The 20,414-nt window shown below is 63.0% G+C and carries 21 protein-coding genes; 6 read left to right on the top strand and 15 right to left on the bottom strand.

The genetic code is table 11. The annotated features are described in order from the left end of the window. Positions 1-99: 99 nt before the first annotated feature. From M1L53_RS04990 to echA20, 4 genes are read right to left on the bottom strand one after another with little or no spacing between them, the layout of a single operon-like run. Entirely contained in the window at positions 100-1,161 is a 1,062-nt protein-coding gene (locus tag M1L53_RS04990) for a nitronate monooxygenase family protein (protein ID WP_007734249.1), read from the bottom strand. Continuing rightward, the gene (locus M1L53_RS04985; protein WP_003945796.1) at positions 1,158-1,913 is read right to left on the bottom strand and encodes a CoA-transferase subunit beta; all 756 of its coding nucleotides are present in this window, start codon (positions 1,911-1,913) and stop codon (positions 1,158-1,160) included. Before M1L53_RS04985 ends, M1L53_RS04990 begins: the two co-directional genes overlap by 4 nt. Further along, positions 1,910-2,818 (bottom strand): cholesterol ring-cleaving hydrolase subunit IpdA, encoded by a 909-nt coding sequence (gene ipdA, locus M1L53_RS04980; RefSeq protein ID WP_054188073.1) that lies wholly within the window; start codon positions 2,816-2,818, stop codon positions 1,910-1,912. The genes M1L53_RS04985 and ipdA overlap by 4 nt, the downstream gene beginning before the upstream one ends. A 7-nt stretch (positions 2,819-2,825) precedes the next feature. Continuing rightward, on the bottom strand, positions 2,826-3,602 hold the full coding sequence (gene echA20 / locus M1L53_RS04975) for a (7aS)-7a-methyl-1,5-dioxo-2,3,5,6,7,7a-hexahydro-1H-indene-carboxyl-CoA hydrolase (protein WP_003945611.1): 777 nt from the start codon (positions 3,600-3,602) through the stop codon (positions 2,826-2,828). 102 nt (positions 3,603-3,704) lie between these two features. Between echA20 and M1L53_RS04970 the strand changes: the two genes are divergently transcribed. Beyond that, positions 3,705-4,619, top strand: a complete 915-nt coding sequence (locus M1L53_RS04970) for an SDR family oxidoreductase (protein WP_003945561.1) — start codon at positions 3,705-3,707, stop codon at positions 4,617-4,619. Positions 4,620-4,686: 67 nt separating this feature from the next. Here M1L53_RS04970 and M1L53_RS04965 read toward each other — a convergent pair whose 3' ends face one another. The 4 genes from M1L53_RS04965 to M1L53_RS04950 all read right to left on the bottom strand — a co-directional run bounded on the left by M1L53_RS04965 (position 4,687) and on the right by M1L53_RS04950 (position 7,577). Then, entirely contained in the window at positions 4,687-5,358 is a 672-nt protein-coding gene (locus tag M1L53_RS04965; protein ID WP_003945460.1) for a GNAT family N-acetyltransferase, read from the bottom strand. Positions 5,359-5,452: 94 nt separating this feature from the next. Then, positions 5,453-5,866 carry a hypothetical protein gene (locus M1L53_RS04960; RefSeq protein WP_007734258.1) on the bottom strand — a complete coding sequence of 138 codons (414 nt, stop codon included), beginning with the start codon at positions 5,864-5,866 and terminating at the stop codon, positions 5,453-5,455. Between the two features lie 57 nt (positions 5,867-5,923). Beyond that, on the bottom strand, positions 5,924-6,412 hold the full coding sequence (locus M1L53_RS04955; RefSeq protein ID WP_054188074.1) for a nitroreductase family deazaflavin-dependent oxidoreductase: 489 nt from the start codon (positions 6,410-6,412) through the stop codon (positions 5,924-5,926). Between the two features lies 1 nt (position 6,413). Next, positions 6,414-7,577, bottom strand: a complete 1,164-nt coding sequence (locus tag M1L53_RS04950) for a steroid 3-ketoacyl-CoA thiolase (protein ID WP_003945509.1) — start codon at positions 7,575-7,577, stop codon at positions 6,414-6,416. A gap of 174 nt (positions 7,578-7,751) precedes the next feature. Between M1L53_RS04950 and M1L53_RS04945 the strand changes: the two genes are divergently transcribed. Further along, positions 7,752-9,002: a cytochrome P450 gene (locus M1L53_RS04945; RefSeq protein WP_007734267.1), complete on the top strand. Its 1,251-nt coding sequence runs from the start codon at positions 7,752-7,754 to the stop codon at positions 9,000-9,002. 194 nt (positions 9,003-9,196) lie between these two features. Here M1L53_RS04945 and M1L53_RS04940 read toward each other — a convergent pair whose 3' ends face one another. From M1L53_RS04940 to M1L53_RS04915, 6 genes are all read right to left on the bottom strand, one after another. Beyond that, positions 9,197-9,577, bottom strand: a complete 381-nt coding sequence (locus M1L53_RS04940) for a VOC family protein (protein WP_020906296.1) — start codon at positions 9,575-9,577, stop codon at positions 9,197-9,199. Between the two features lie 173 nt (positions 9,578-9,750). Next, a complete protein-coding gene (locus tag M1L53_RS04935) occupies positions 9,751-10,161 on the bottom strand; it encodes a nuclear transport factor 2 family protein (protein ID WP_007734269.1) in 411 nt (136 codons plus the stop codon). Between the two features lie 9 nt (positions 10,162-10,170). Beyond that, positions 10,171-11,034 carry a TIGR03619 family F420-dependent LLM class oxidoreductase gene (locus tag M1L53_RS04930; protein ID WP_019746978.1) on the bottom strand — a complete coding sequence of 288 codons (864 nt, stop codon included), beginning with the start codon at positions 11,032-11,034 and terminating at the stop codon, positions 10,171-10,173. Positions 11,035-11,070: 36 nt separating this feature from the next. Next, positions 11,071-12,252: a thiolase domain-containing protein gene (locus tag M1L53_RS04925; RefSeq protein WP_007734272.1), complete on the bottom strand. Its 1,182-nt coding sequence runs from the start codon at positions 12,250-12,252 to the stop codon at positions 11,071-11,073. Beyond that, positions 12,252-13,322: a thiolase domain-containing protein gene (locus M1L53_RS04920; protein ID WP_007734273.1), complete on the bottom strand. Its 1,071-nt coding sequence runs from the start codon at positions 13,320-13,322 to the stop codon at positions 12,252-12,254. Before M1L53_RS04920 ends, M1L53_RS04925 begins: the two co-directional genes overlap by 1 nt. A 10-nt stretch (positions 13,323-13,332) precedes the next feature. Continuing rightward, on the bottom strand, positions 13,333-14,310 hold the full coding sequence (locus M1L53_RS04915) for a Zn-ribbon domain-containing OB-fold protein (RefSeq protein ID WP_019746979.1): 978 nt from the start codon (positions 14,308-14,310) through the stop codon (positions 13,333-13,335). 73 nt (positions 14,311-14,383) lie between these two features. Between M1L53_RS04915 and M1L53_RS04910 the strand changes: the two genes are divergently transcribed. Beyond that, the gene (locus tag M1L53_RS04910) at positions 14,384-15,421 is read left to right on the top strand and encodes an LLM class F420-dependent oxidoreductase (RefSeq protein WP_261949205.1); all 1,038 of its coding nucleotides are present in this window, start codon (positions 14,384-14,386) and stop codon (positions 15,419-15,421) included. A 173-nt stretch (positions 15,422-15,594) separates the two neighbouring features. Beyond that, positions 15,595-16,569, top strand: a complete 975-nt coding sequence (locus tag M1L53_RS04905) for a hypothetical protein (RefSeq protein ID WP_042920440.1) — start codon at positions 15,595-15,597, stop codon at positions 16,567-16,569. Positions 16,570-16,706: 137 nt separating this feature from the next. On the opposite strand, the gene M1L53_RS04900 is transcribed toward M1L53_RS04905, so the two are convergent. Continuing rightward, positions 16,707-17,531: a crotonase/enoyl-CoA hydratase family protein gene (locus M1L53_RS04900; protein ID WP_007734275.1), complete on the bottom strand. Its 825-nt coding sequence runs from the start codon at positions 17,529-17,531 to the stop codon at positions 16,707-16,709. A 79-nt stretch (positions 17,532-17,610) separates the two neighbouring features. On the opposite strand from M1L53_RS04900, the gene M1L53_RS04895 reads away from it, so the two are divergent. Together M1L53_RS04895 and M1L53_RS04890 are read left to right on the top strand one after the other, a co-directional pair. Further along, positions 17,611-19,284 carry an acyl-CoA synthetase gene (locus M1L53_RS04895; RefSeq protein WP_054188106.1) on the top strand — a complete coding sequence of 558 codons (1,674 nt, stop codon included), beginning with the start codon at positions 17,611-17,613 and terminating at the stop codon, positions 19,282-19,284. Continuing rightward, positions 19,284-20,399, top strand: coding sequence for a nitronate monooxygenase family protein (locus M1L53_RS04890; RefSeq protein ID WP_003945863.1), 1,116 nt, complete (start codon positions 19,284-19,286; stop codon positions 20,397-20,399). The genes M1L53_RS04895 and M1L53_RS04890 overlap by 1 nt, the downstream gene beginning before the upstream one ends. Positions 20,400-20,414: the final 15 nt, after the last annotated feature.

The raw sequence follows: 20,414 nt of genomic DNA, 5'->3' as shown, positions 1-20,414 counted from the left end.
GAGCAGGAGAATACGGGGTAGTCCGACAAACGCAAAGAGTGCGCCTCCCCCCACTACGCGTAAAGCGCAGTGGGGGAGACGCACTCGGATAGAGCTGTGTCAGCGAAGAGCCGCAAGCGCGTCGATACGCCCCGCGGCACCTTCCATGATGCTTTCGATCAGTTCCTTGCAGCTGGGCAGATCGTTGATCATGCCGACAACCTGACCCGAAGCAAGAACACCGGCTTCCGTGTTGCCCTCGACCAGTCCGGCCTTGAGCAACATCGGTGTGTTGGCTGCCATGATGATCTGCATCAGCGTGCGGTCACCCGACCGCTTCATCGCGAGACCGTCCTTGGCGAGGGTCGACCACTTCATGCCCGTCATGGCCTTGAACTTCGTGGCATTCTTGGCCGCGGCGATCAAACCGGTTGCATAGCTGGAACCTTCGAGGCTGTTGACCAGGTCGGTGTTGAGCACACGATGAGGCATGCCGTCGACCTTGCGGGAGACAGTCGTATCCGTCAGTCCGCGCTTGAGATACTCCTGTTTGACGGAATCGGGCACCGAAGAGTCGCTGGTGAGAAGGAATCGCGTTCCCATCGCGACACCGGCAGCGCCGTACGCCAGTGCGGCAGCCAGCCCGCGGCCGTCGAAGAATCCGCCACCGGCGATGACCGGAATATCGACCGCGTCGAGAACCGAGGGGAGAAGCAATGTCGTGGCCACACCGCCGGTATGGCCACCACCTTCGCCGCCCTGGACGATGACGGCGTCCGCGCCCCAGGATGCAACCTTGACCGCGTGCTTCGCGGCACCGATCGAGGGCACGACGACGATGCCGTGGTCCTTGAGCTTGGCGATCAGTTCCTTCTTGGGAGCCAACGCAAACGACGCGACCTTGACGCCTTCACGGATCAGCAGATCCGCGCGTTGCGGGGCGTCAGTGGCGTCGGCACGCATGTTGACGCCGAACGGCTTGTCCGTGAGCTGCTTCGTCTTCTTGATCGCGTGCTCGAGCTCGTCGTACGTCATCGTGGCCGAAGCCAGGATGCCGAGACCACCGGCGTTAGCCGTTGCCGACGTGAGAGCGGGACCGGAAACCCAGCCCATACCCGTCTGCACGATCGGGTACTCGACACCGACCAGTTCGGTCAGCGCGGTCTTCAGGGTGGGGGTCATGCCGAGACCTCACGGTCCCGGAGGTTGCGCGGATCGAGGGTTTCGCGGATGAGGTGAAGTTCTTCGGCGGTGGGGTCACGGGTGATACCGGCCTCGGCGAGTCCGGCAACCTCGAACGAGGTGTTCTCGGCTACCTCTTCGGCGGTGACGCCGGGGTGAAGGCTCAACGCGCGGAAAGTGTTTCCCGGTCCGCCGAAGTCGAAGACACCGAGGTTGGTGACAACGCGGGGGATGTTCAGGTACTTGTAAGCCGGATTCTCGGGATCGATCTGGTCGTAGCCGACACCGCACACCACGTCGACCTTGTCGACGAACACTCGCTTGGAGTGCTTGGGGACGAAGTAGCTCGTCGCGTGGTTGATGGTGTTACCCGGGGCGCCGCGCACACCGAACATCTGACGCGTCGGCTGCTGAAGCGGGCCGAAGGCGGAGAGGTTCTGGTTGCCGTGGCGATCGAGCTGATTGGCGCCCATGACAACGTGGCGACGGCCGGAAGCGACGACGTCGAACACCTTGCGGAACGGCATCCATCCTTCGACGGGGCCCTTCGTTCCGACGGCCGGAGTGTCCTCGAGAATGAGGGCTTCACCATCGGTGATCAGCAGGTCGGGTTCGGTGGTGAGTCGAGCCAGGCGAGCGCCGATGGTGGACGACGTCGACATCGGGCTGGCCATGATTTCGCCTGCACCGGAGAAGATTTCAGCGCAAGCGAGAACAACGTACTCTGCGCGGGTGACGGTGGATTCGCTCATTTTGCCTGCTCCCCTGCCTTTGATGAATCGGCAAACTTCTTTACTGCGGCTTGGTAGTCCTCTTCGCTGCCGGAGAGGAAGGTGTCGACGAACGCCTGCCACGACTCGGGGGTCTTGGCGGACTCGGCGTAGTGACGCTGGAACTTCTCGTCGCGGCCGTAGCTTTCGCCGGCCAACGTGAAGTGCGCACCATTGGGTGCCTCGACGACGGCGTCGACCATAATGCGGTTGAGCAGAAGGTTCTGCAGTGGAACGGATTTGACCAGTTCCTCGGTCTCGACGATGCGTTCGACGGAGACGTAACGCTTTTCGGCCGCCATGCAGTACAGGTCGTCGAAGTACGGGTCGACGCCGTTGTACGCGGCATTGCCGTGCTTGTCACCGAGATTGAGGTGAACGAACGACGCATCGAGGTTGAGCGCAGGCATCGCGATCAAGGTCTCGGAGCGGCCGTCGGCCTCGGGGTACGGGGAGGTGACGGTCTTGAGTTCGTCGCCCCAGAAGTTGCGGACGTCCGAACCCAAGCCGGCGCGGATCGGGAGGAAGGGAAGGCGAGCGGCAGCTGCTTCGAGGCCGCACTTGACCATGCCCTCGTCCATCTCGCGGACTTCGATCTCACCGGCGGTGCGTGCCTTGGCAAACCACGGGTCGTAGAACGGCGCGGAGTCGAGGGACACGAAACCGTAGTACGCCTTCTTGACCTTGCCGGCCGAGCACAGCAGTCCGAGATCCGGTCCGCCGTAGGTGACCACGGTCAGGTCCTTGATGTCCGAACGCAGAATCGCACGCACGAAGGCCATCGGCTTGCGGCGAGATCCCCAGCCGCCCAAGCCGATCGTCATTCCGCTGCGGAGTTCGCCGACTACCTCGTCGAGCGACTTCGTCTTGTCACGCTTGCTAGCCATGTTTGTCTCAGCCTTCCTTCTGGGTTGCGTTCTCGCGCGGCTTGCCGGTGGCGACGAACTCGTCGCGGTGTTCGTCGGACACGCCGAGGAGGTTGAGTTCGAAGGTGTAGCCCTGCTCGAGGCGGTAGCTGCCCTTGACGTCCACCGGGTCGATGCCGTTGATGGCTTCCTTGGCGCACCGGATGATGCGGGTGTCCTTGGCAGCGATCTTCGCGGCGATCTCGCGAGCGCACTCGTCGAGCTTCTCGCGCGGGACCACGTCGTAGACGCTGCCGAACTGCTTGAGTGTGTGTGCGTCGACGCTCTGTGCGGTGTAGTAGAGCGTGCGCATCATGTGCTGTGGCACCAGCCTCGAGAGGTGTGTGGCAGCGCCGAGTGCGCCGCGGTCGACCTCGGGGAGGGAGAAGATCGCGTCGTCGGAAGCGACGATCACGTCCGCGTTGCCGACGAGTCCGATGCCGCCGCCGACACAGAATCCGTTGACGGCCACGACGACGGGTACAGCACAGTCGTAGACGGCCGCGAAGGCCGCGGCGCAACCGCGGTTGGCGGCGACCAGCGCGTCGAATCCCTCGGTGGCCTGCATCTCCTTGATGTCGACGCCGGCGTTGAATCCGCGTCCCTCGGCTCGCAGGATCACTACGTGAGTGTTGAGATCCTTGCCCGCGTCGAGGATGGCGTCGGCAAGCTCGAACCATCCCTTGGACGGGATTGCATTGACCGGCGCGTAGTCGATGGTGACCGTGGTGATGCCGGTTCCGTCGGAGGAGGTGCTGATGCCCATATCCGGATTCCTTACGTCTGTGTACCAAACCAAGCGATTGCTTGGTAAGTTAGCACACAAGCGGAGCCGACAAGCCCGAGCAGAGTGCATTAGGAGACAAATATGAGTGGATTGGTCGACGGACGCGTAGTCATCATCACCGGGGCTGGCCGCGGTATCGGACGTGCGCATGCATTGGCATTTGCTGCCGAGGGCGCCAAGGTCGTCGTCAACGACATCGGTGCGGGTGCCGACGGTTCCGCGACCGGTGAGAGTCCGGCCGAGCAGGTTGTCGCGGAGATCATCGCCGCCGGTGGTCAAGCAGTGGTCAACGGAGACGACGTCGCCGACTGGGCGGGCGCCGAGAATCTGATCAAGACCGCGATCGACACCTTCGGTGGCCTGGACGTACTCGTGAACAACGCAGGCTTCCTGCGGGACCGCATGCTGGTCGGCATGAGCGAAGGCGAGTGGGACGCGGTGATTCGCGTGCACCTCAAGGGGCACTTCGCGCCGCTCCGTCACGCAGCTGCCTACTGGCGCGCCGAGGCCAAGGCAGGCAAGACCGTCGACGCACGCATCATCAACACCAGTTCGGGTGCAGGACTGCAAGGTTCGATCGGCCAGGGCAACTACGCCGCGGCCAAGGCCGGCATCGCCGAGATGACCATCCAGGCCGCCGCCGAGCTCAAGAATTACGGAGTCAGTGTCAACGCGATCGCGCCTGCTGCGCGCACACGCATGACTGTCGGCGCGGGCGGGGCGATGGCAGAAGCGATGGCAGCTCCGGAAGAGGGCTTCGACGCCATGGCTCCCGAGAACATCTCGCCGCTGGTCGTCTGGCTCGGTAGCGCCGAGTCCAAGGACGTCACGGGCCGGGTGTTCGAGGTAGAGGGCGGAAAGATCACCGTCGCGGAGGGCTGGCGTCACGGCCCGAGCGAGGACAAGGGAGATCGCTGGGACCCGAAGGAGATCGGGCCCGTCGTGGCAACGCTGTTGGAGAAGGCGGAGATTCCGACGCCGGTGTACGGGGCGTAGGGCCTCCGGCCCTGTGAGTGGTTAAGGAGTGCAGGAACTCCTCAACCACTCACAGGCGGCGTGCCGCCTACGCGGGCGCCCGAACCACCAAGACGGTGCCGGGGAACTCAGCTGCGAGTTCGCGCCGCGAATGCTTCACGCAGGCGGTGCCGTAGCCCTTCTTGCGAGATTCCGGCGCGATCCAGATCGCCACGTTCACCTCTTGGCCGTCGAGTTCGCCGAATACCAGGCCGACGCTCTTCGGGCCGTCACCGGAGACGTCCTCGGCGACGAACCAGGCAGCGCTCTCGTCGTCGATCCGACCGAGACCGCCGACGCGCTCGGCTTCGATCCGATCCTCGCTCCACGGCTTGCCGTCTTCGCCGAGCTGCTCGGCCGAGCGAATCGTGAACAGTGCCTTGTCTTCTGCGCTGTCGCTGAACGGACGCAGGGTGAAGTTCTGCCCGCTGCTCGCGGGACGATCGAGCGTCGTCCATTCGAGAGTGGCGTCGAGATTCTCCAGCTCGCCCTGGATGCGATCGCGCGCTGCCTTGGTCAGTGCGCTGAACTTGAGGCTCAGAACTGCTTCGGCATTTGCTTCCGACGTGCCGAGGAGTTCCGCGACGGTGGTCAGTGCCTCCTGGTGGTCCTTGCTGTCGACCACTGCGTCCAGCACCTCGTGGCGACGCTCCAGCGCACGCACGAGGGCTGAGGTGATCTCGCGTCGGTCCAGGATTTGATCTTGAATATGCGTCGTCATATATGCGACTCCTTGCTGTGTTCGAGGCTCTGTCGAAACGCCGTGCGGACCGTACGAGTCAATAGTGCTCCAACTCGCCGGTTATGGCACGCGTTCAGCCTCCGGTGCGGCGAACGAGCCGTTCGTAGCGCTGGCGGGCGGCTTGAGTGCTTCCGAGTCCCAGTCCGAAAGCGATGTCCTGCCAGGTCATGCCCCGTTCGCGGGCAATCCCGAGGAACAGTGCTTCCAGCTGTTCCATTTCGGCTCGGGCCTTGGGGATCAGAGTCAACGCAGCCATGACGTCGGCATCGTCGACCTCGGGTTCGTTCGGCTGCGGTGTGTCGGTGCCACCCGCAAGACGAGCCACGACGCGCACCGCGCCGTAGGGCTCGAGCATCTCCGGATGAGATTGCCGCGCGCGCTGGCTTGGGGTCGCGCCGTGGCGCTCGCTGATTCGAAAGAGTCCGGCGTACTCGCGATGTGCGCGTTCGCGGCCGGAATCGATCGGTCTGAACTGGTCATCGGTCATGAACCCAGGGTGGCACGAACCCGGGTCGATGTAAACGTTTTGTTGTAAACAGTCCGTTTAATTCTTCAGTGGCTCGCACACGATGACGGGAATGACCCGGTCGGTCCAGGCCTGATAGTTGTCGAAATCCGGATACATCGCCCTCAACATCGGCCACAGCCGAGCACGCTCGTCCTCGGTCGCGACGCGGGCTTTCATCGAGCGGATCCGAGACTTGATCTGCACCGTCACCACCGGGTCTGCCTTGATGTTGAGGTACCACATCGGGTTCTTCGGAAGACCGCCTTGCGACGCCACCAGAATCACGTTCTCGCCGTCCTCGAGGAACAGCAACGGACTGATCCGCTCCTCGCCGGATTTGCGACCGGTGGTGGTCAGCAGGCAGATCGGCAGCCCGCGAGGGAACGCGCTGCCGACCCGCCACTTGCTACCCAGCCGCCCGTCGGTGGCGCGATACATCGCGACGTTCGCCTTCGACATCCACTTGATGATCTTGACCGTCGCCGGAGCGTCGAGTCCCTTGGGTTTGGCTGGGGGAGTAGTCATCTCAGATACGCTCGATGATGGTTCCGGTGGCCAGTGCGCCGCCGGCGCACATCGTGATCAGAGCCGTCGAGCCGTTGCGACGCTCGAGTTCGTGCAGTGCGGTGGTGATCAGGCGAGATCCCGTGCTGCCGACCGGATGGCCGAGAGCGAGCGCGCCGCCGTTGACATTGACGTTGTCGAAGTCAGGTTCGTGAACCTGAGCCCAGGACAGTGCGACGGATGCGAATGCTTCGTTGATCTCGAACAGATCGAGATCGCCGATCTTCATTCCGCTCTTCTCCAGGACACGGCTGGTTGCCTGCACCGGTCCGTCGAGGTGGAATTCCGGTTCCGAGCCGACCAGCGCCTGGGCGATGATGCGGGCTCGCGGCTTCAATCCGAGCGCGCGAGCCTTGTCCTCGTCCATGAGCAGGACTGCGGCCGCGCCGTCGGAGATCTGGGAAGACGTTCCGGCCGTGTGAATCCCGCCTTCGAGGACGGGCTTCAGTCGGGCAAGGGACTCCGCCGTCGTATCGCGCAGGCCCTGATCGCGATTGACGACCTTGGTCTCGCCCGTGAGGTTTCCTTCCTTGTCGACCTGGGGTGCCGAGAGTTCGAGAACCTCGCGGTCGAAACGTCCTTCCTCCCAAGCCTGCTTGGCCAGCGCCTGCGAGCGGACGCCGAGGGCTTCGACGTCGTCGCGGGTCAGTCCGCGTCGACGCGCGATGCGTTCTGCAGCTTCGAATTGGTTGGGCATGTCGATGTCCCACGTCGCGGGTCGGCGCGGTCCGGCCTGATCGCCGACGTTGGCGCCGAGGGGAACCTGGCTCATGGCTTCGATGCCGCAGGCGATACCGGCGTCGATGGCGCCGGTGGCGATCAGACCGGCGATCAGATGGTTCGCCTGCTGGGCCGAACCGCACTGGCAGTCCACGGTGGTTGCGCCGGTCTGCCACGGAAGTCCGGCGTGCAGCCAGGCCGTGCGCGTGATGTTGTTGGACTGAGCGCCGGCCTGGGTGACGCAGCCGCCGATCACCTGCTCGATCAGCAACGGGTCGATTCCCGACCGGTCGAGAACTCCCTTTTGTGCAGCTCCGAGGATCTCGGCGGCGTGCAGACCGGCGAGCCAACCTCCGCGCTTGCCGATCGGTGTACGGACAGCCTCGACGATTACTGGTGTGCCCACAGCGGGCTCCTTTCCTTGTAATGAAAAAGTAGAACAGGTTCTCTGCGGGAAGCAAGACCTGCCGACGTTTCCTTTCCTAGTAAGCAGGCTTGTGTTTCAATGAGAGTAGAACGTGTTACACATCACGGATCCCCATCACCCCTGTGATGAAAAGGCTTAGGGCAGGAGACATCAGTGGCACAGCCCGCATTCCCCGAGGGAATCGACTTCACGGACCCCGACATCTACGCGGAACGCATGCCGTTCGAGGAGTTCGCCGAACTCCGGAAGACGGCCCCCGTGTGGTGGAATCCGCAGCCCCCGGAAATCGGTGGATTCCAGGACGAGGGCTTCTGGGTGGTCACCCGTCATGAAGAGGTCAAGGAAGTTTCGCAGCGAAGCGACATCTTCTCGACCCACGAAAACACTGCGATTCCTCGCTTCGCCGACGACATCCCGCGTGAGAACGTCGAGATGCAGCGATTCATTCTCATCAACAAGGACGCTCCGGAGCACACCAAGCTGCGCAAGCTGGTATCTCGTGGATTCACCCCGCGCGCCATCAACAGCCTGCGCGAGGAACTGACCGAGCGTGCCGAAAAGATCGTCACGACCGCGGCTGCCGGCGGTGCCGGTGACTTCGTGGTTCAGGTCGCGTCCGAACTTCCGCTGCAGGCAATCGCCGAGCTTCTCGGTGTGCCGCAGGAAGATCGAATGAAGCTCTTCGACTGGTCCAACCAGATGACGTCGTACGACGATCCCGAGTTCGACATCGACCCGCAGGCAGCCTCGATGGAGATTCTGGGATACGCGTACCAGATGGCGGATCAGCGCAAGAAGTGTCCCGCCGATGACATCGTCACCAAGCTCATCGAAGCTGACATCGACGGAAATGAGCTCTCCCCAGAGGAATTCGGCTTCTTCGTGATCCTGCTTGCGGTCGCGGGTAACGAGACCACCCGCAATGCCATCACACACGGCATGGTTGCCTTCCTCGACAATCCCGACCAGTGGGAGCTGTACAAGAAGGAACGCCCCAAGACGGCGGCCGACGAGATCGTTCGTTGGGCGACCCCGGTGACTTCCTTCCAGCGCACCGCGCTCGAAGACACCGAACTCGGCGGACAGAAGATCAAGAAGGGCGATCGCGTCGTGATGATGTACGCGTCGGCCAACTTCGACGAGGACGTCTTCGAGAACCCGACGAAGTTCGACATCATGCGTGACCCCAATCCGCACCTCGGATTCGGCGGCACCGGTGCGCACTACTGCATCGGCGCCAACTTGGCCCGTCTGGAAATCGATCTGATCTTCAATGCGATCGCCGATCACCTACCCGACATCACCAGGCTCGGGGATCCCCGACGCCTTCGCTCGGGCTGGCTCAACGGCATCAAAGAGTTTCAGGTTGATTACAAGACATCGGGCTGCCCGGTCAAACACTGATCCGGACATATACTGACCTGGTAACCGGCGAGTAGGTTCTGTGTAAGTTTTCGGGAGTTGCCTCTGCACTCTCGAACACGCAGAACTACAGTAGACGTTCCGGGGAGCCACTTGTTGGCAACCTGGAACTGCGGCGGCGTCTGCGGGATCCCTCATCTCCCGTAGGCGCCGCCGTTTGTAGTTCAATCTCCAATTCAGCCGCCGTACGGTTTGGTGATGGCTTCCAGGAAATGTCCCGACGGGTCGAGGAAGTAGACCCCACGCCCACCGTCGTTGGTGTTGAAGCCGGTACTCGACTGGCGCGGATCGGCCCAGTGATCCAGTTTCAGCGCCTGTATCCGCTGGTAGATGCCGTCGAAGTCATCCTCGGAGACGAGGAAAGCATAGTGCTGAGACGCAACCTCGGCGCCTTCTTCCACCTGTGCGAAGTCCAACGTCACGCCGTGCTCGAGTTCAACGCCGAGAAAGTAGCCGGCTTCGACCGGGCCTGGAAGGCCGAACATGTGAGTGAAGAACCACGCAGACTCTTGTCGGTCTTTTGCGGCGATGATGGTGTGATTGAACGAAATGGTCATGAGTGACCCCTTGCGGTACGACGCCTCCATGCCTGACGCAGTCCGTCATCGACACGCGACGTTGGGAACCAGGAAACCATTTCGAGCTTCTCGGTGCAAGTACGACGGGCTGATTCGAATACGACGAGCGCGGCCCCGGTCGATGACCGGGGCCGCGCTCGTACTGTGGGTTCTCAGGCTTTGCGTGCCGTCTTCATTGCACGGTCCACTTCCCAGAATGCTCGAAGCGACGCGATCTTGCCGTCGTCGTTCACCCGGTAGACGAACACGCCCTCGGCGTCGATGATCGAGCCGCCGATGGTGGTTCGGATCTTGCCGATGTTGACGTTCTCGTTGCCGCACACCAGGGAATCGTCGATCAGAAATTCGAGCTTGTCCGCGTTCGCGATCGTCATGTCGTAGAACTTGGAGATCGCTTCGCGCCCGTGATGGCCTTTGCCTTCGGGATCGAAGCCCGAAGGCCCGACCGGATCTTCCACCCAACCGTCCTCGGCGAAGAGGTCCAGCCAGGCTTCCTTGTTCTTGCCACTCGCTGCGGCGCGCGAAGCGTTACCCGCGACGCGGGCGGGGTGTTCGTCGGTCATCGCGGCTCCTCAGTTGATGTACTGCTCGGCGAATTTGCGCATCGAATCCTGCTTTGCCTCCAGTGGGGCATCGAATCCGATTCCGTCGAAAACCCAAGGCACGGTAATGATGTCCGTGACGCCGGCATCTTCGAGCTCTGCGTAACCGTCCTTGCCGAAACGGTCGATGCACACCGTCTGGATTTCGAACGGCTCGTTCTCGCGGCCGTACTCGGCGCGCAGTTCGCGTAGTCGTGCGATCACACCCACCAGGTCGTCGAACTTGATCATCGCCGAGGTCCAACCGTCGCCGACTCGCGCAGCACGCTTGAGTGCGACCTCGGTGTGGCCGCCGACGTAGAACGGAACCGGCTTGGTGGGGGCCGGGCTCATCTGCAGGCGATCGAAATCGAAGAACTCACCGTGATACTCGACCATGCCGCCGCCGAGGATCAGTTTGAGGACGTCGATCATCTCGTCCACACGTGCGCCCCGACGCTTGTACGGAGCGCCGCACCACTCGAACTCTTCCGGAGCCCAACCGATTCCGACGCCGAAGCCGAAACGGTTGTTCGTCAATGCCGCCACCGAACCGACCTGCCGCGCGAGCAGGACGGGATTGCGGCTACCCAGCTTGAGCACCTGGGTGTAGAACTCGATCTTCTCGGTCACCGCGCCCATTGCAGCCGCGGCGATGAGCGGATCGACCCAGGGGGTCTCGGCATTCCACATCCGAGACCCGTCCGGGGTGTACGGGTAATCCGCCGCCTGTGTTTCCATGAAGAACAGTGAATCGGGGAGAGCGATCGACGAGAAGCCGCATTCCTCGGCAGTTTTGGCGATACCGGCTAACTGGTCCAAGGGGTTCATGGCAACCCCGACGGTGTACTTCATCTTCGGCCTCTTCCTGATCGGCGTGTGTGCTGCTGCTTACGTGGTGGGACGTTCGGAGCCGACGACCCACATCGAGAAGTACTGCGAGCCACCGCCGTAGGCATGGCCGAGAGCCTTGCGCGCGTCGGCTACCTGGTGATCGCCGGCGCGGTGCATGACCTGCATCGCCGACTCGGCAAATCGGATCATGCCCGAGGCGCCGATCGGGTTGGAGGAGAGAACACCGCCCGAGGCATTGACCGGGAGCTTGCCGCCGATCGCGGTTTCACCTGCCTCGGTCAGCTTCCAGCCCTGGCCTTCCTCCGCGAAGCCGAGGTTCTCGAGCCACATCGGCTCGAACCACGAGAACGGGACATAGATTTCGGCGCAGTCGATCTCGTTCAGCGGATCGGTGATTCCCGCTGACTTCCACAGTGCTGCTGCAGCGTCACGGCCGGCTTGCGGATTGACCTGATCGCGTCCGGCATAGAAGGTCGGCTCGGTGCGCATGGCCGTCGCGTGGATCCACGCGACCGAACGACCCTCGGCCTCGACCTGTGCGGCCGCTTCCTCGTTGCCGATCACCAGAGCGCACGCGCCGTCAGAGGACGGGCAGGTCTCGTCGTATCGGATCGGATCCCAGAGCATCTGAGATGCCTGTACCGATTCGAGAGTGATGTCCGGCTGCCGCAAGTGCGCATACGGATTGAGGCTGCCGTTGAGCCGATCCTTCACCGCGACGAGGTAGCCGATGTGCTCCGGTGCGCCCGATCGACGAATGTACGAACGGACGTGCGGGGCGAAGTATCCACCGGCACCGGCGCCGACGGGCATGTTGAACGGAACCGGTACGGACAGCGCCCACATGGCGTTCGACTCGGACTGCTTCTCCCAGGAAACCGTCAGAACCCGCTTGTGGACACCGGATTTGACCAGGCTGGAGGCGACGATAGCCGTCGAACCGCCCACCGAGCCGGCAGTGTGAACACGCAGCAACGGCTTTCCGTTGGCGCCCAGAGCATCCGACATGGCGAGTTCGGGCATCATCGAACCCTCGAACAAGTCGGGGGCCTTTCCGATGACGACGGCGTCGATGTCGTCCCAGCCGACGTTGGCGTCGAGCATCGCGGCGTCAATGGCTTCACGAACCAAGCCCGCCATCGAGACATCGTGACGCTTTGCGACGTAGTGAGTTTGGCCGGTGCCGAGCACGGCCGCGAGTTGAGGCGTTCCGGCCATCAGTTCCGTCCCTCCAAGACTGCTACCAGGTTCTGCTGCAGCACAGGGCCGCTTGTTGCATGGGCCAGAGCGCGATTCGCCTGGCCGTCGAAGATTGCCTTGGCGGCGTGGCCGATTCGTTCCAGACCACCGGCGAACAGTGGGTTGCCGCTGAGCGGACCGCCGGACGGATTGATCGTGGTGGCGTCGGTCAGGCCGATCGCTTCCTTCAAGATCAATTCCTGGTGAGTGAACGGTGCGTGCAGTTCGGCGACGTCGATGTTGCCGACCTCGCCGCCCGTTGCCGCCTTGGCTGCGGACGTAGTGGACGGTGAGGTGGTCAGGTCACGTGCACCCAGGTTGGGGGAGTCGATGCGATGCTCGAGTCCGGTGATCCACGCCGGCCGCTCGCAGAGATCGCGGGCGCGGTTACCCGAGGCCAGGACGATTGCTGCCGCGCCGTCGGTGATGGGCGCACAATCGTGTGCGCGCAACGGATCTGCGAGGAAGGGGCTGGCGAGAAGGGCCTCGATGTCGACCTCGCCTGCGAGCTGAGCCTTCGGATTGCTCAGCGCGTGACGACGGCTACGAGCGGCAACCTCCGCCATGTCCTCGTGCGTCCACTTACCCGCGTCGAGTCCGAGTCGGGCTTGAAGTCCGGCGATCGAGACGGAGTCCGGCCACAGCGGAGTGACGAGGTACGGATCGAGCTGCATGGACAGGATCTTGCGCAGGTGCCCGGCGGAGGACTTGCCGAATCCGTACACCAGCGCGGTCTCGACCTCACCGGTCAAGATCTTGATCCACGCTTCGTAGAAGGCCCACGCGGCGTCCATCTCGACGTGAGATTCGTTGATCGGCGGGACCGCTCCGATGGAGTCGATGGCCGAGATGAAGGAGAACGCTCGTCCGGCCAGGTAGTCGGAAGATCCGGAGCACCAGAAGCCGATGTCTGACTTGGTGATTCCCAGATCGCTGTAGAGCTGCTGGAAGCACGGGACGAGCATCTCGACGCCGTTGGTGGTGCCGTTGGTTTCGCGGACGTGGGGTGCCTGAGCAAAGCCCACGACTGCGATGTCTGCAGAAGTCATTTCAGGAGCCTCACAGGTGGTGTTGGAAGGTGGAGTACTCGGCGTCGGGTTCACCTGTCGGCCGGAAGTATTCGATGTTCTCGAGGGTGTAACCCCACTCTTCGCGAGGCTTCCACTTGGCTTCGACGCGCATGCCCATCCGTACGTCCGCGGCATCACATTCGAGAATCAAGTGCAGGAACGGAATGTCAGCCCCGTCGAGAAGCACGTAGGCGGCCACGTAGGGCGGTTTGATTCGCTGCCCGAGGAACGGGACGTTGACGATGCAGAAGGTGGTGACAATTCCCTTGTCCGGCAGTTCGATCTGCTCGCTCGTCGGCTTCCCGTTGGTGGGATTCGCGCCGCGCGGTGGGATGTAGATCTTGTCTTCGGGTCCGCTGCGACCACCGATGAGCTTGCCTTCTGCGAGACCGCGGAGGTAGAAACTCTCCTCGGCCGAAGCGGAATGCATGAAGTGCAGATCGACAGGCGTCGTGATCATGGTGACAGGATCGGCGCTGGAATCGACTGTCGCGATTCCATTTTCGCTCTCACCTGGTTCGAAGCACTCGATGTCCTTGATCTGCCCGATCCGCTCCGACGCCCAGCGAGCACGAACCCGCAGGCCGGTGCTGATGTCGTCGGGGGAGTCGACGTCGACCGCGTGGAGCATGGACGTGTCCGCGCCGTCGAGCTTGATCAGGGCCCACGCGAAAGGCTTCGTCAGGGGTTGACCCTCGATGGGTTCGGGCATCCACGTCCAACTCACTACCGTTCCGCCGTCGGAGACTCCGACGAAGTCGGTCAGTGGCTCGGCCGTGTCCGGATCGAATTCCGGTGGCGGCACGAAGACACGACCGTTCGACCCGCGTGCGCCGATCACCTTGCGATCACGCAGGGCAGTCACGAACGCGCCGATGGTCGGTCCCGTCGATCTGGTGTAGTCGAAATGGAGATTCAATGGTGCGCTCAGGGGCTTGTCGGCCACCCCGCTCTTTCCGATGGTCACAAGATCGAGTAGAACAGGTTCTAGAGATTGTGGCAAGAGTCACTTCTGATCACCGGCAATGTGGAGGCCTGCGATGAAGCTTGGGTTGCAACTCGGATACTGGGGCGCACAGCCGCCGGCAAACGCCCCGGAACTGATCGAGGTCGCGGAAGGCGCCGGATTCGACGCGGTCTTCGCGGCGGAGTCGTGGGGCTCGGACGCTTTCACCCCGCTCGCCTGGTGGGGATCGCGCACCGAGAACGTCCGTCTCGGGACCTCCGTCGTACAGATTTCGGCGCGAACACCGACCAGCTGTGCCATGCACGCGCTCACTCTCGATCACCTCAACGGTGGGCGAACGATCCTCGGGCTCGGCGTATCCGGACCGCAGGTCGTCGAAGGTTGGTACGGCCAGCCGTTCGAGAAGCCGCTCGCGCGCACCCGCGAATACGTCTCGATCGTGCGCCAGGTCCTCGCCCGTGAAGCGCCCGTCACCAGTCCCGGTCCCCACTACCCTCTGCCGTATGCGGGACCGGGCAGTTCGGGACTTGGCAAGCCGCTCAAGCCCATTACGCACCCGCTGCGTGCGGACATCCCGATCTGGCTCGGCGCCGAAGGGCCGAAGAACGTCGCGCTCGCCGGTGAAATCGCCGACGGCTGGCTGGCGATCTACTACACCCCGCGCCTGGCCCCGATGTACAACAAGTGGCTCGACGAAGGCTTCGCTCGCGCCGGGGCCCGTCGTAGTCGCGAAGATTTCGAGGTGGCCGCCACGTGCCAGGTCATCGTGACTGACGATCGCGCCGCTGCCATCGCCGCTCTCAAGCCGATGACCGCCCTCTACGTCGGCGGAATGGGCGCCCCGGAGTTGAACTTTCACGCGCAGGTCTACAAGCGGATGGGCTACGAGAAGGAGGTCGACGAGATCGGTCGCCTCTTCATGTCGGGCCGCAAGGACGAAGCTGCTGCCGTCGTCCCCGACGAGATGGTCACCGAGACCATGATCATCGGCAACGTCGACGAGGTGCGCGCAGACGTGAAGCGTTGGGAGGAAGCCGGAGTCACGATGCTGCTGGTGACCTGCCGCGACGCCGACCATGTGCGAGAGCTCGCGGCCGCGGTGGGTGGTTGAGCGGGGCACCCCCCATTTTCGAGCGGTACCCCCCTTTTTCTTCGAGCGAACGGCACGTTCAGCGCATCTGAGGCGCTGAACGTACCTTTCGCTCGCCCAAAGTTATCCACAGGCGCACCGAAACCCCAGTTCGCCGCCGGGGCCCGCGCTGATGCTCGAGTCATGCTGCAACCATGCGGCGAGGAACGTGGGGCGATGATCTGGACGCGATTTACCGCGTCAGTCGAAGCGGAGTGATCCGAACGGCGGAGTTGGCGCGATTGGGCGTGTCCAACTCCGCAGTGCACACCCGGTGTCGGGTAGGTGGACCGTGGCAGCGCATATTGCCGGGGGTCATTCTGCTCAGAAACGGTCAACCGACGCCACGTCAACGCTCGATCGCTGCGCTCATGTTGAGCGGTGACGATTCCCTGCTGACCGGGCGATCAGCCATGTCGGAGTACGGATATCGAACGCACTCGGGGGATGTGCAGGTGCTCATCCCCATCGACCGTCGAGTTCAATCGGTTGGGTTCGTCACGGTGGAGCGCACTGTTCGACTGCCCGAGCCGGAGATTCGGAACGGTCTGCGCTGTGCTCCGCTGCCGCGAGCGTTACTCGACGCTGCGAGGCGGTACAAGGCGCTCGATCCCACACGGGCACTCATCGCTGAGGCTGTTCAGCGCGGCGATGTCTCGGTGCGCGAACTTGCGAAGGAACTCGAAGCGGGTAGCAGTCGGGGTTCCGCGCTACCTCGGGTCGTGTTGCGCGAAGTGAACGCGAACGTCCACTCGGTTCCGGAGGTTCACGCGCGAAAATTGTGGCAGCGGAGCGGGCTGCCGGAAATGTTGTTCAACCATGAGATCCGGGATGCCAACGGGGACTTCATCGCAGTTCCGGACGGATGGATCGATTCGGTTGCCTTCGCGTGGGACATCGACTCCTTGGAATGGCATGCCGCGCCGACGGACTACAAGCGCACGGTGGAGCGTCGGACGCGTATGCAGAATGCGGGAATCATCGTGTTGCCGACGGTGCCCAGTGCACTGCGAACGGACCCTGATCGCGTGATCGAGGACCTGCGTGCGCACTACAGATTGGCGCAGTCACGTCCCCGGCCGCAGGTGTTCGCGAGGTCGAGATGGGTGAAATTGGACGAAACCGGCTGAGCGAAAGTGCCTTTCGGCGCACTGAAGGCGCCGAAAGGTACGTTCGCTCGAAAAGGGGGTGGGTGGGACCGAGAGCGGACAGGAAAGGGGGCTCAGGCGGGGGTCGGTCAGACGGGGGTGGCTCAGACAGGGGTGGGTCAGACACCCTTGAACTGGGGCGCCCGCTTCTCACCGAAAGCCCGCGGGCCCTCCTTGGCGTCGGCGCTCATGAACACCTTCATGCCCAGCTGTGCGTCGATCTGGAAGGCCTCTTCCTCATGCATGCCCTCGGTGTCGCGGATGGTCTTGAGAATCGCCTGCACGGCGAGAGGGCCGTTGGCACTGATCAGGTCCGCGAGCTCCAGCGCCTTGTCGAGGGCCTGGCCGTCCGGGACCACGTGGCCGATGAGCCCGATCTCCTTGGCCTCGGGAGCCTTGATGTGACGACCTGTGAGCAGGATGTCCGCCGCGATCGTGTACGGAATCTGTCGCACCAGACGCACTGCGGAACCGCCGAGCGGGAAGAGCCCCCACTTGGCTTCGGAGACGCCGAACTTGGCGCTCTCACCCGCGACGCGGATGTCGGTGCCCTGCAGGATTTCGGTTCCGCCGGCGATAGCTGCACCCTCGACGGCGGCGATCAGTGGCTTGGTCAACCGACGGCCCTTGAGGAGGCCTTCGATCTTGGACATGTCGACGCCACCGCCCGCGAAGGAATCTCCCGGCGGCTTGGCGGACATGTTCTTGAGGTCGGCGCCGGCGCAGAAGTCGCCGCCCGCACCGGTGAGGATGGCGACACGGATTTCGGGGTCGTTGTCGACCTGATCCCAGGCGTCGACCATGATCGCCATCATCTCGCCGGTGATGGCGTTCTTACGCTCGGGGCGATTCATGGTCACGATGAGAACGTGGCCACGCTTCTCCACGAGGCAATGCGGCGCGGTTTCCGAAATGTCTGATTTTTCGGTCGTCGAAGTGGACACTGATGGCTCCTGGCGGGTCTGTGAGCTGGCTCTCAAATTGGGTCTTGCCAGAAACGGTAACACGTTCTACTTTGAACTCGTGGCCCTTAACATCGCAGACTTCGTAGAGCACGCAATCGACCTCGTTCCGGACCGCGTTGCGCTGGTCTCGGACAACCGCGAGATGACTTATGCACAGTTGGAGGACCGAGCAAACCGCCTCGGCCACTACCTGCGTGAACATGGCGTTCAGCCGGGTGACAAGGTCGGCATCTACTGCCGGAACGTCATCGAGGCGATCGAGGCCATGGTCGCGGTTTTCAAGATCCGGGCCGTGATGGTCAACATCAACTACCGGTACGTCGAGAACGAGTTGCAGTACATCTTCGACAACTCCGACATGGTTGCGCTCATTCACGAGCGCCGCTACTCGGACAAGGTCGCGAACGTCCTGCCGAACACTCCCAAGGTCAAGTCCGTCATCGTGGTCGAGGACGGCACCGATCTGGACTTCAGTGCTTTCGGCATCGGCTACGAGGACGCACTCGCGCAGAGTTCGGGTGAGCGTGATTTCGAAGAGCGCAGCAACGACGACATCTTCATGCTCTACACCGGCGGCACCACCGGAAGTCCCAAGGGCGTCATGTGGCGTCACGAGGACTGGTGGCGTGTTCTCGGCGGAGGCATCAACTTCGTCACCGGAGTTCCGGTCGAGGACGAGTACGAGATGGCGAAGGTCGGCGCCGCCAACCCGAGCATGATCCGCTACCCGATCCCCCCGATGATTCACGGCGGTTCGCAGTCGGCGGTATTCCACAGCCTCTTCGGCGGCGGAACCTGTTTGATGCACCCGGAATTCGACGCCCACGAGGTGTGGCAGAACATCGACAAGCACAAGGTCAACCTGATCTTCATCACGGGTGACGCGATGGGCCGTCCGATGCTCGACGCACTCATCGCCGGAAACCCGGAGACCGGTGAGCCGTACGATCTTTCGACGCTCTACGTGATGGCCAGCAGTGCTGCACTCTTCTCTCCGAGTATCCAGGAGCAGTTCCTCGAACTGTTGCCCAACCGCCTGCTGACGGACTCCATCGGAGCATCCGAGACCGGCTTCGGCGGACTGGCCGTGCTGAGCAAGGGGCAGAAGCACGCTGGCGGTCCGACGGTCAAGATCGACGCCTCCACAACGGTTCTCGACGACGACGGCAACGAGGTCGAACCCGGATCGGGCAAGCGCGGCATGCTCGCTCGCAAGGGCAACATCCCGCTCGGCTACTACAAGGACGAGGTCAAGACCGCCGAAACCTTCCGCACCATCAACGGCGTTCGCTACTCGATCCCCGGCGACTATGCGCAGGTCGAAGCCGACGGCACGGTCACGATGCTCGGCCGCGGTTCGGTGTCGATCAACAGCGGCGGCGAGAAGGTGTACCCGGAAGAGGTCGAAGGCGCTTTGAAGGCGCACCCGGACATCTTCGACGTCCTGGTGGTCGGTATCCCCGACGAGCGCTTCGGTCAGCGCGTTGCCGCAGTGGTCCAGGTACGCGAAGGCACGTCGCCGACGCTGCACGACATCGCCACCGCAGCACGCAAAGAGATTGCCGGATACAAGGTTCCGCGCAGCGTGTGGTTCGTGGACCAGATCAAGCGCAACCCGGCAGGCAAGCCCGACTACCGCTGGGCGAAGGCCGAAACGGAATCGCGCGAGGCCGATGATCACAACGGAAACGGCGCTCCTGTGGCGTCCGCAAACGAAAGCGTGGAAGCCTGATGCGTTCGGATCTCGCCGACAAGTTCGGCATCGAATACCCGATTTTCGGATTCACTCCTTCCGAGCACGTCGCGGCCGCGATCAGCCGCGCGGGAGGTCTGGGCGTGCTCGGTTGCGTCCGGTTCAACGACCCGGAAGAGCTCGAAGCCGCACTGACGTGGATGGACGAGAACACCGACGGTAAGCCGTACGGCGTCGACATCGTCATGCCGGCCAAGGTGCCGACCGAGGGCGGCGCCGTCGATCTCGACAAGCTGATTCCGGAGGAGCACCGCGCCTTCGTCAACCGCACGCTCGACGAGCTCGGTGTGCCGCCGCTTTCCGACGACGTCGAGCATGCGACCGGCGTACTGGGATGGCTTCACTCGGTGGCGCGGTCACACGTCGATGTTGCTCTGGGACACCGGATTGCGTTGATTGCGAATGCACTGGGATCACCGCCGAAGGACGTCATCGATCAGGCACACGAGAAGGGCGTACCGGTAGCAGCGCTGGCCGGCGCCGTCGAGCATGCACGTCGTCACGTCGAGAACGGTGTCGACATCGTGATCGCGCAGGGCTACGAGGCCGGCGGTCACACCGGCGAAATCGCATCGATGGTTCTCGTTCCGGAAATCGTTGATGCACTGGGTGATTCAGCTGCCGTACTGGCTGCCGGCGGTATAGGCAGCGGCCGTCAGGTGGCTGCCGCACTTGCACTCGGTGCGTCCGGAGTGTGGATGGGCTCGTACTGGCTCACCACGTCCGAATACAAACTCGGCAGTGCATCGGGCGAGGGCCCGTCCGCTATTCAGCGTGCACTGTTGGGCGCGACGTCGGCCGACACCGTTCGTTCGCGCATCTACTCGGGTAAGCCCGCTCGGTTGCTCAAGACCAAGTGGACGGAAGCCTGGTCGAACCCGGGAGCACCGGCGCCATTGCCGATGCCGCTGCAGAACCTTCTGGTCAGCGACGCTCATCAGAGAATCGCTGCATCGGAGAACCCGGAAGTTGTGGCAATGCCCGTCGGTCAGATCGTGGGACGGATGAACGAGATCCGCCCGGTCGCCGAGGTCATGGCAGAGCTGGTGTCCGGGTTCGAAGACGCGCGAACCCGACTGGATTCGATGAAGTAGTAGATGACACGTGCG

This window comes from Rhodococcus sp. T9N (assembly GCF_024436645.1).
Taxonomy (GTDB): domain Bacteria; phylum Actinomycetota; class Actinomycetes; order Mycobacteriales; family Mycobacteriaceae; genus Rhodococcus_F; species Rhodococcus_F qingshengii.
This window is presented reverse-complemented; position numbering and strand designations above follow the sequence as displayed.

Coding starts and splice junctions, on each gene's coding strand:
- M1L53_RS04990 (WP_007734249.1), bottom strand. CDS start 1,161: ATGACCCCCACCCTGAAGACCGCGCTGACCGAACTGGTCGGTGTCGAG.
- M1L53_RS04985 (WP_003945796.1), bottom strand. CDS start 1,913: ATGAGCGAATCCACCGTCACCCGCGCAGAGTACGTTGTTCTCGCTTGC.
- ipdA (WP_054188073.1), bottom strand. CDS start 2,818: ATGGCTAGCAAGCGTGACAAGACGAAGTCGCTCGACGAGGTAGTCGGC.
- echA20 (WP_003945611.1), bottom strand. CDS start 3,602: ATGGGCATCAGCACCTCCTCCGACGGAACCGGCATCACCACGGTCACC.
- M1L53_RS04970 (WP_003945561.1), top strand. CDS start 3,705: ATGAGTGGATTGGTCGACGGACGCGTAGTCATCATCACCGGGGCTGGC.
- M1L53_RS04965 (WP_003945460.1), bottom strand. CDS start 5,358: ATGACGACGCATATTCAAGATCAAATCCTGGACCGACGCGAGATCACC.
- M1L53_RS04960 (WP_007734258.1), bottom strand. CDS start 5,866: ATGACCGATGACCAGTTCAGACCGATCGATTCCGGCCGCGAACGCGCA.
- M1L53_RS04955 (WP_054188074.1), bottom strand. CDS start 6,412: ATGACTACTCCCCCAGCCAAACCCAAGGGACTCGACGCTCCGGCGACG.
- M1L53_RS04940 (WP_020906296.1), bottom strand. CDS start 9,577: ATGACCATTTCGTTCAATCACACCATCATCGCCGCAAAAGACCGACAA.
- M1L53_RS04935 (WP_007734269.1), bottom strand. CDS start 10,161: ATGACCGACGAACACCCCGCCCGCGTCGCGGGTAACGCTTCGCGCGCC.
- M1L53_RS04930 (WP_019746978.1), bottom strand. CDS start 11,034: ATGAAGTACACCGTCGGGGTTGCCATGAACCCCTTGGACCAGTTAGCC.
- M1L53_RS04925 (WP_007734272.1), bottom strand. CDS start 12,252: ATGGCCGGAACGCCTCAACTCGCGGCCGTGCTCGGCACCGGCCAAACT.
- M1L53_RS04920 (WP_007734273.1), bottom strand. CDS start 13,322: ATGACTTCTGCAGACATCGCAGTCGTGGGCTTTGCTCAGGCACCCCAC.
- M1L53_RS04910 (WP_261949205.1), top strand. CDS start 14,384: ATGAAGCTTGGGTTGCAACTCGGATACTGGGGCGCACAGCCGCCGGCA.
- M1L53_RS04905 (WP_042920440.1), top strand. CDS start 15,595: ATGCGGCGAGGAACGTGGGGCGATGATCTGGACGCGATTTACCGCGTC.
- M1L53_RS04890 (WP_003945863.1), top strand. CDS start 19,284: ATGCGTTCGGATCTCGCCGACAAGTTCGGCATCGAATACCCGATTTTC.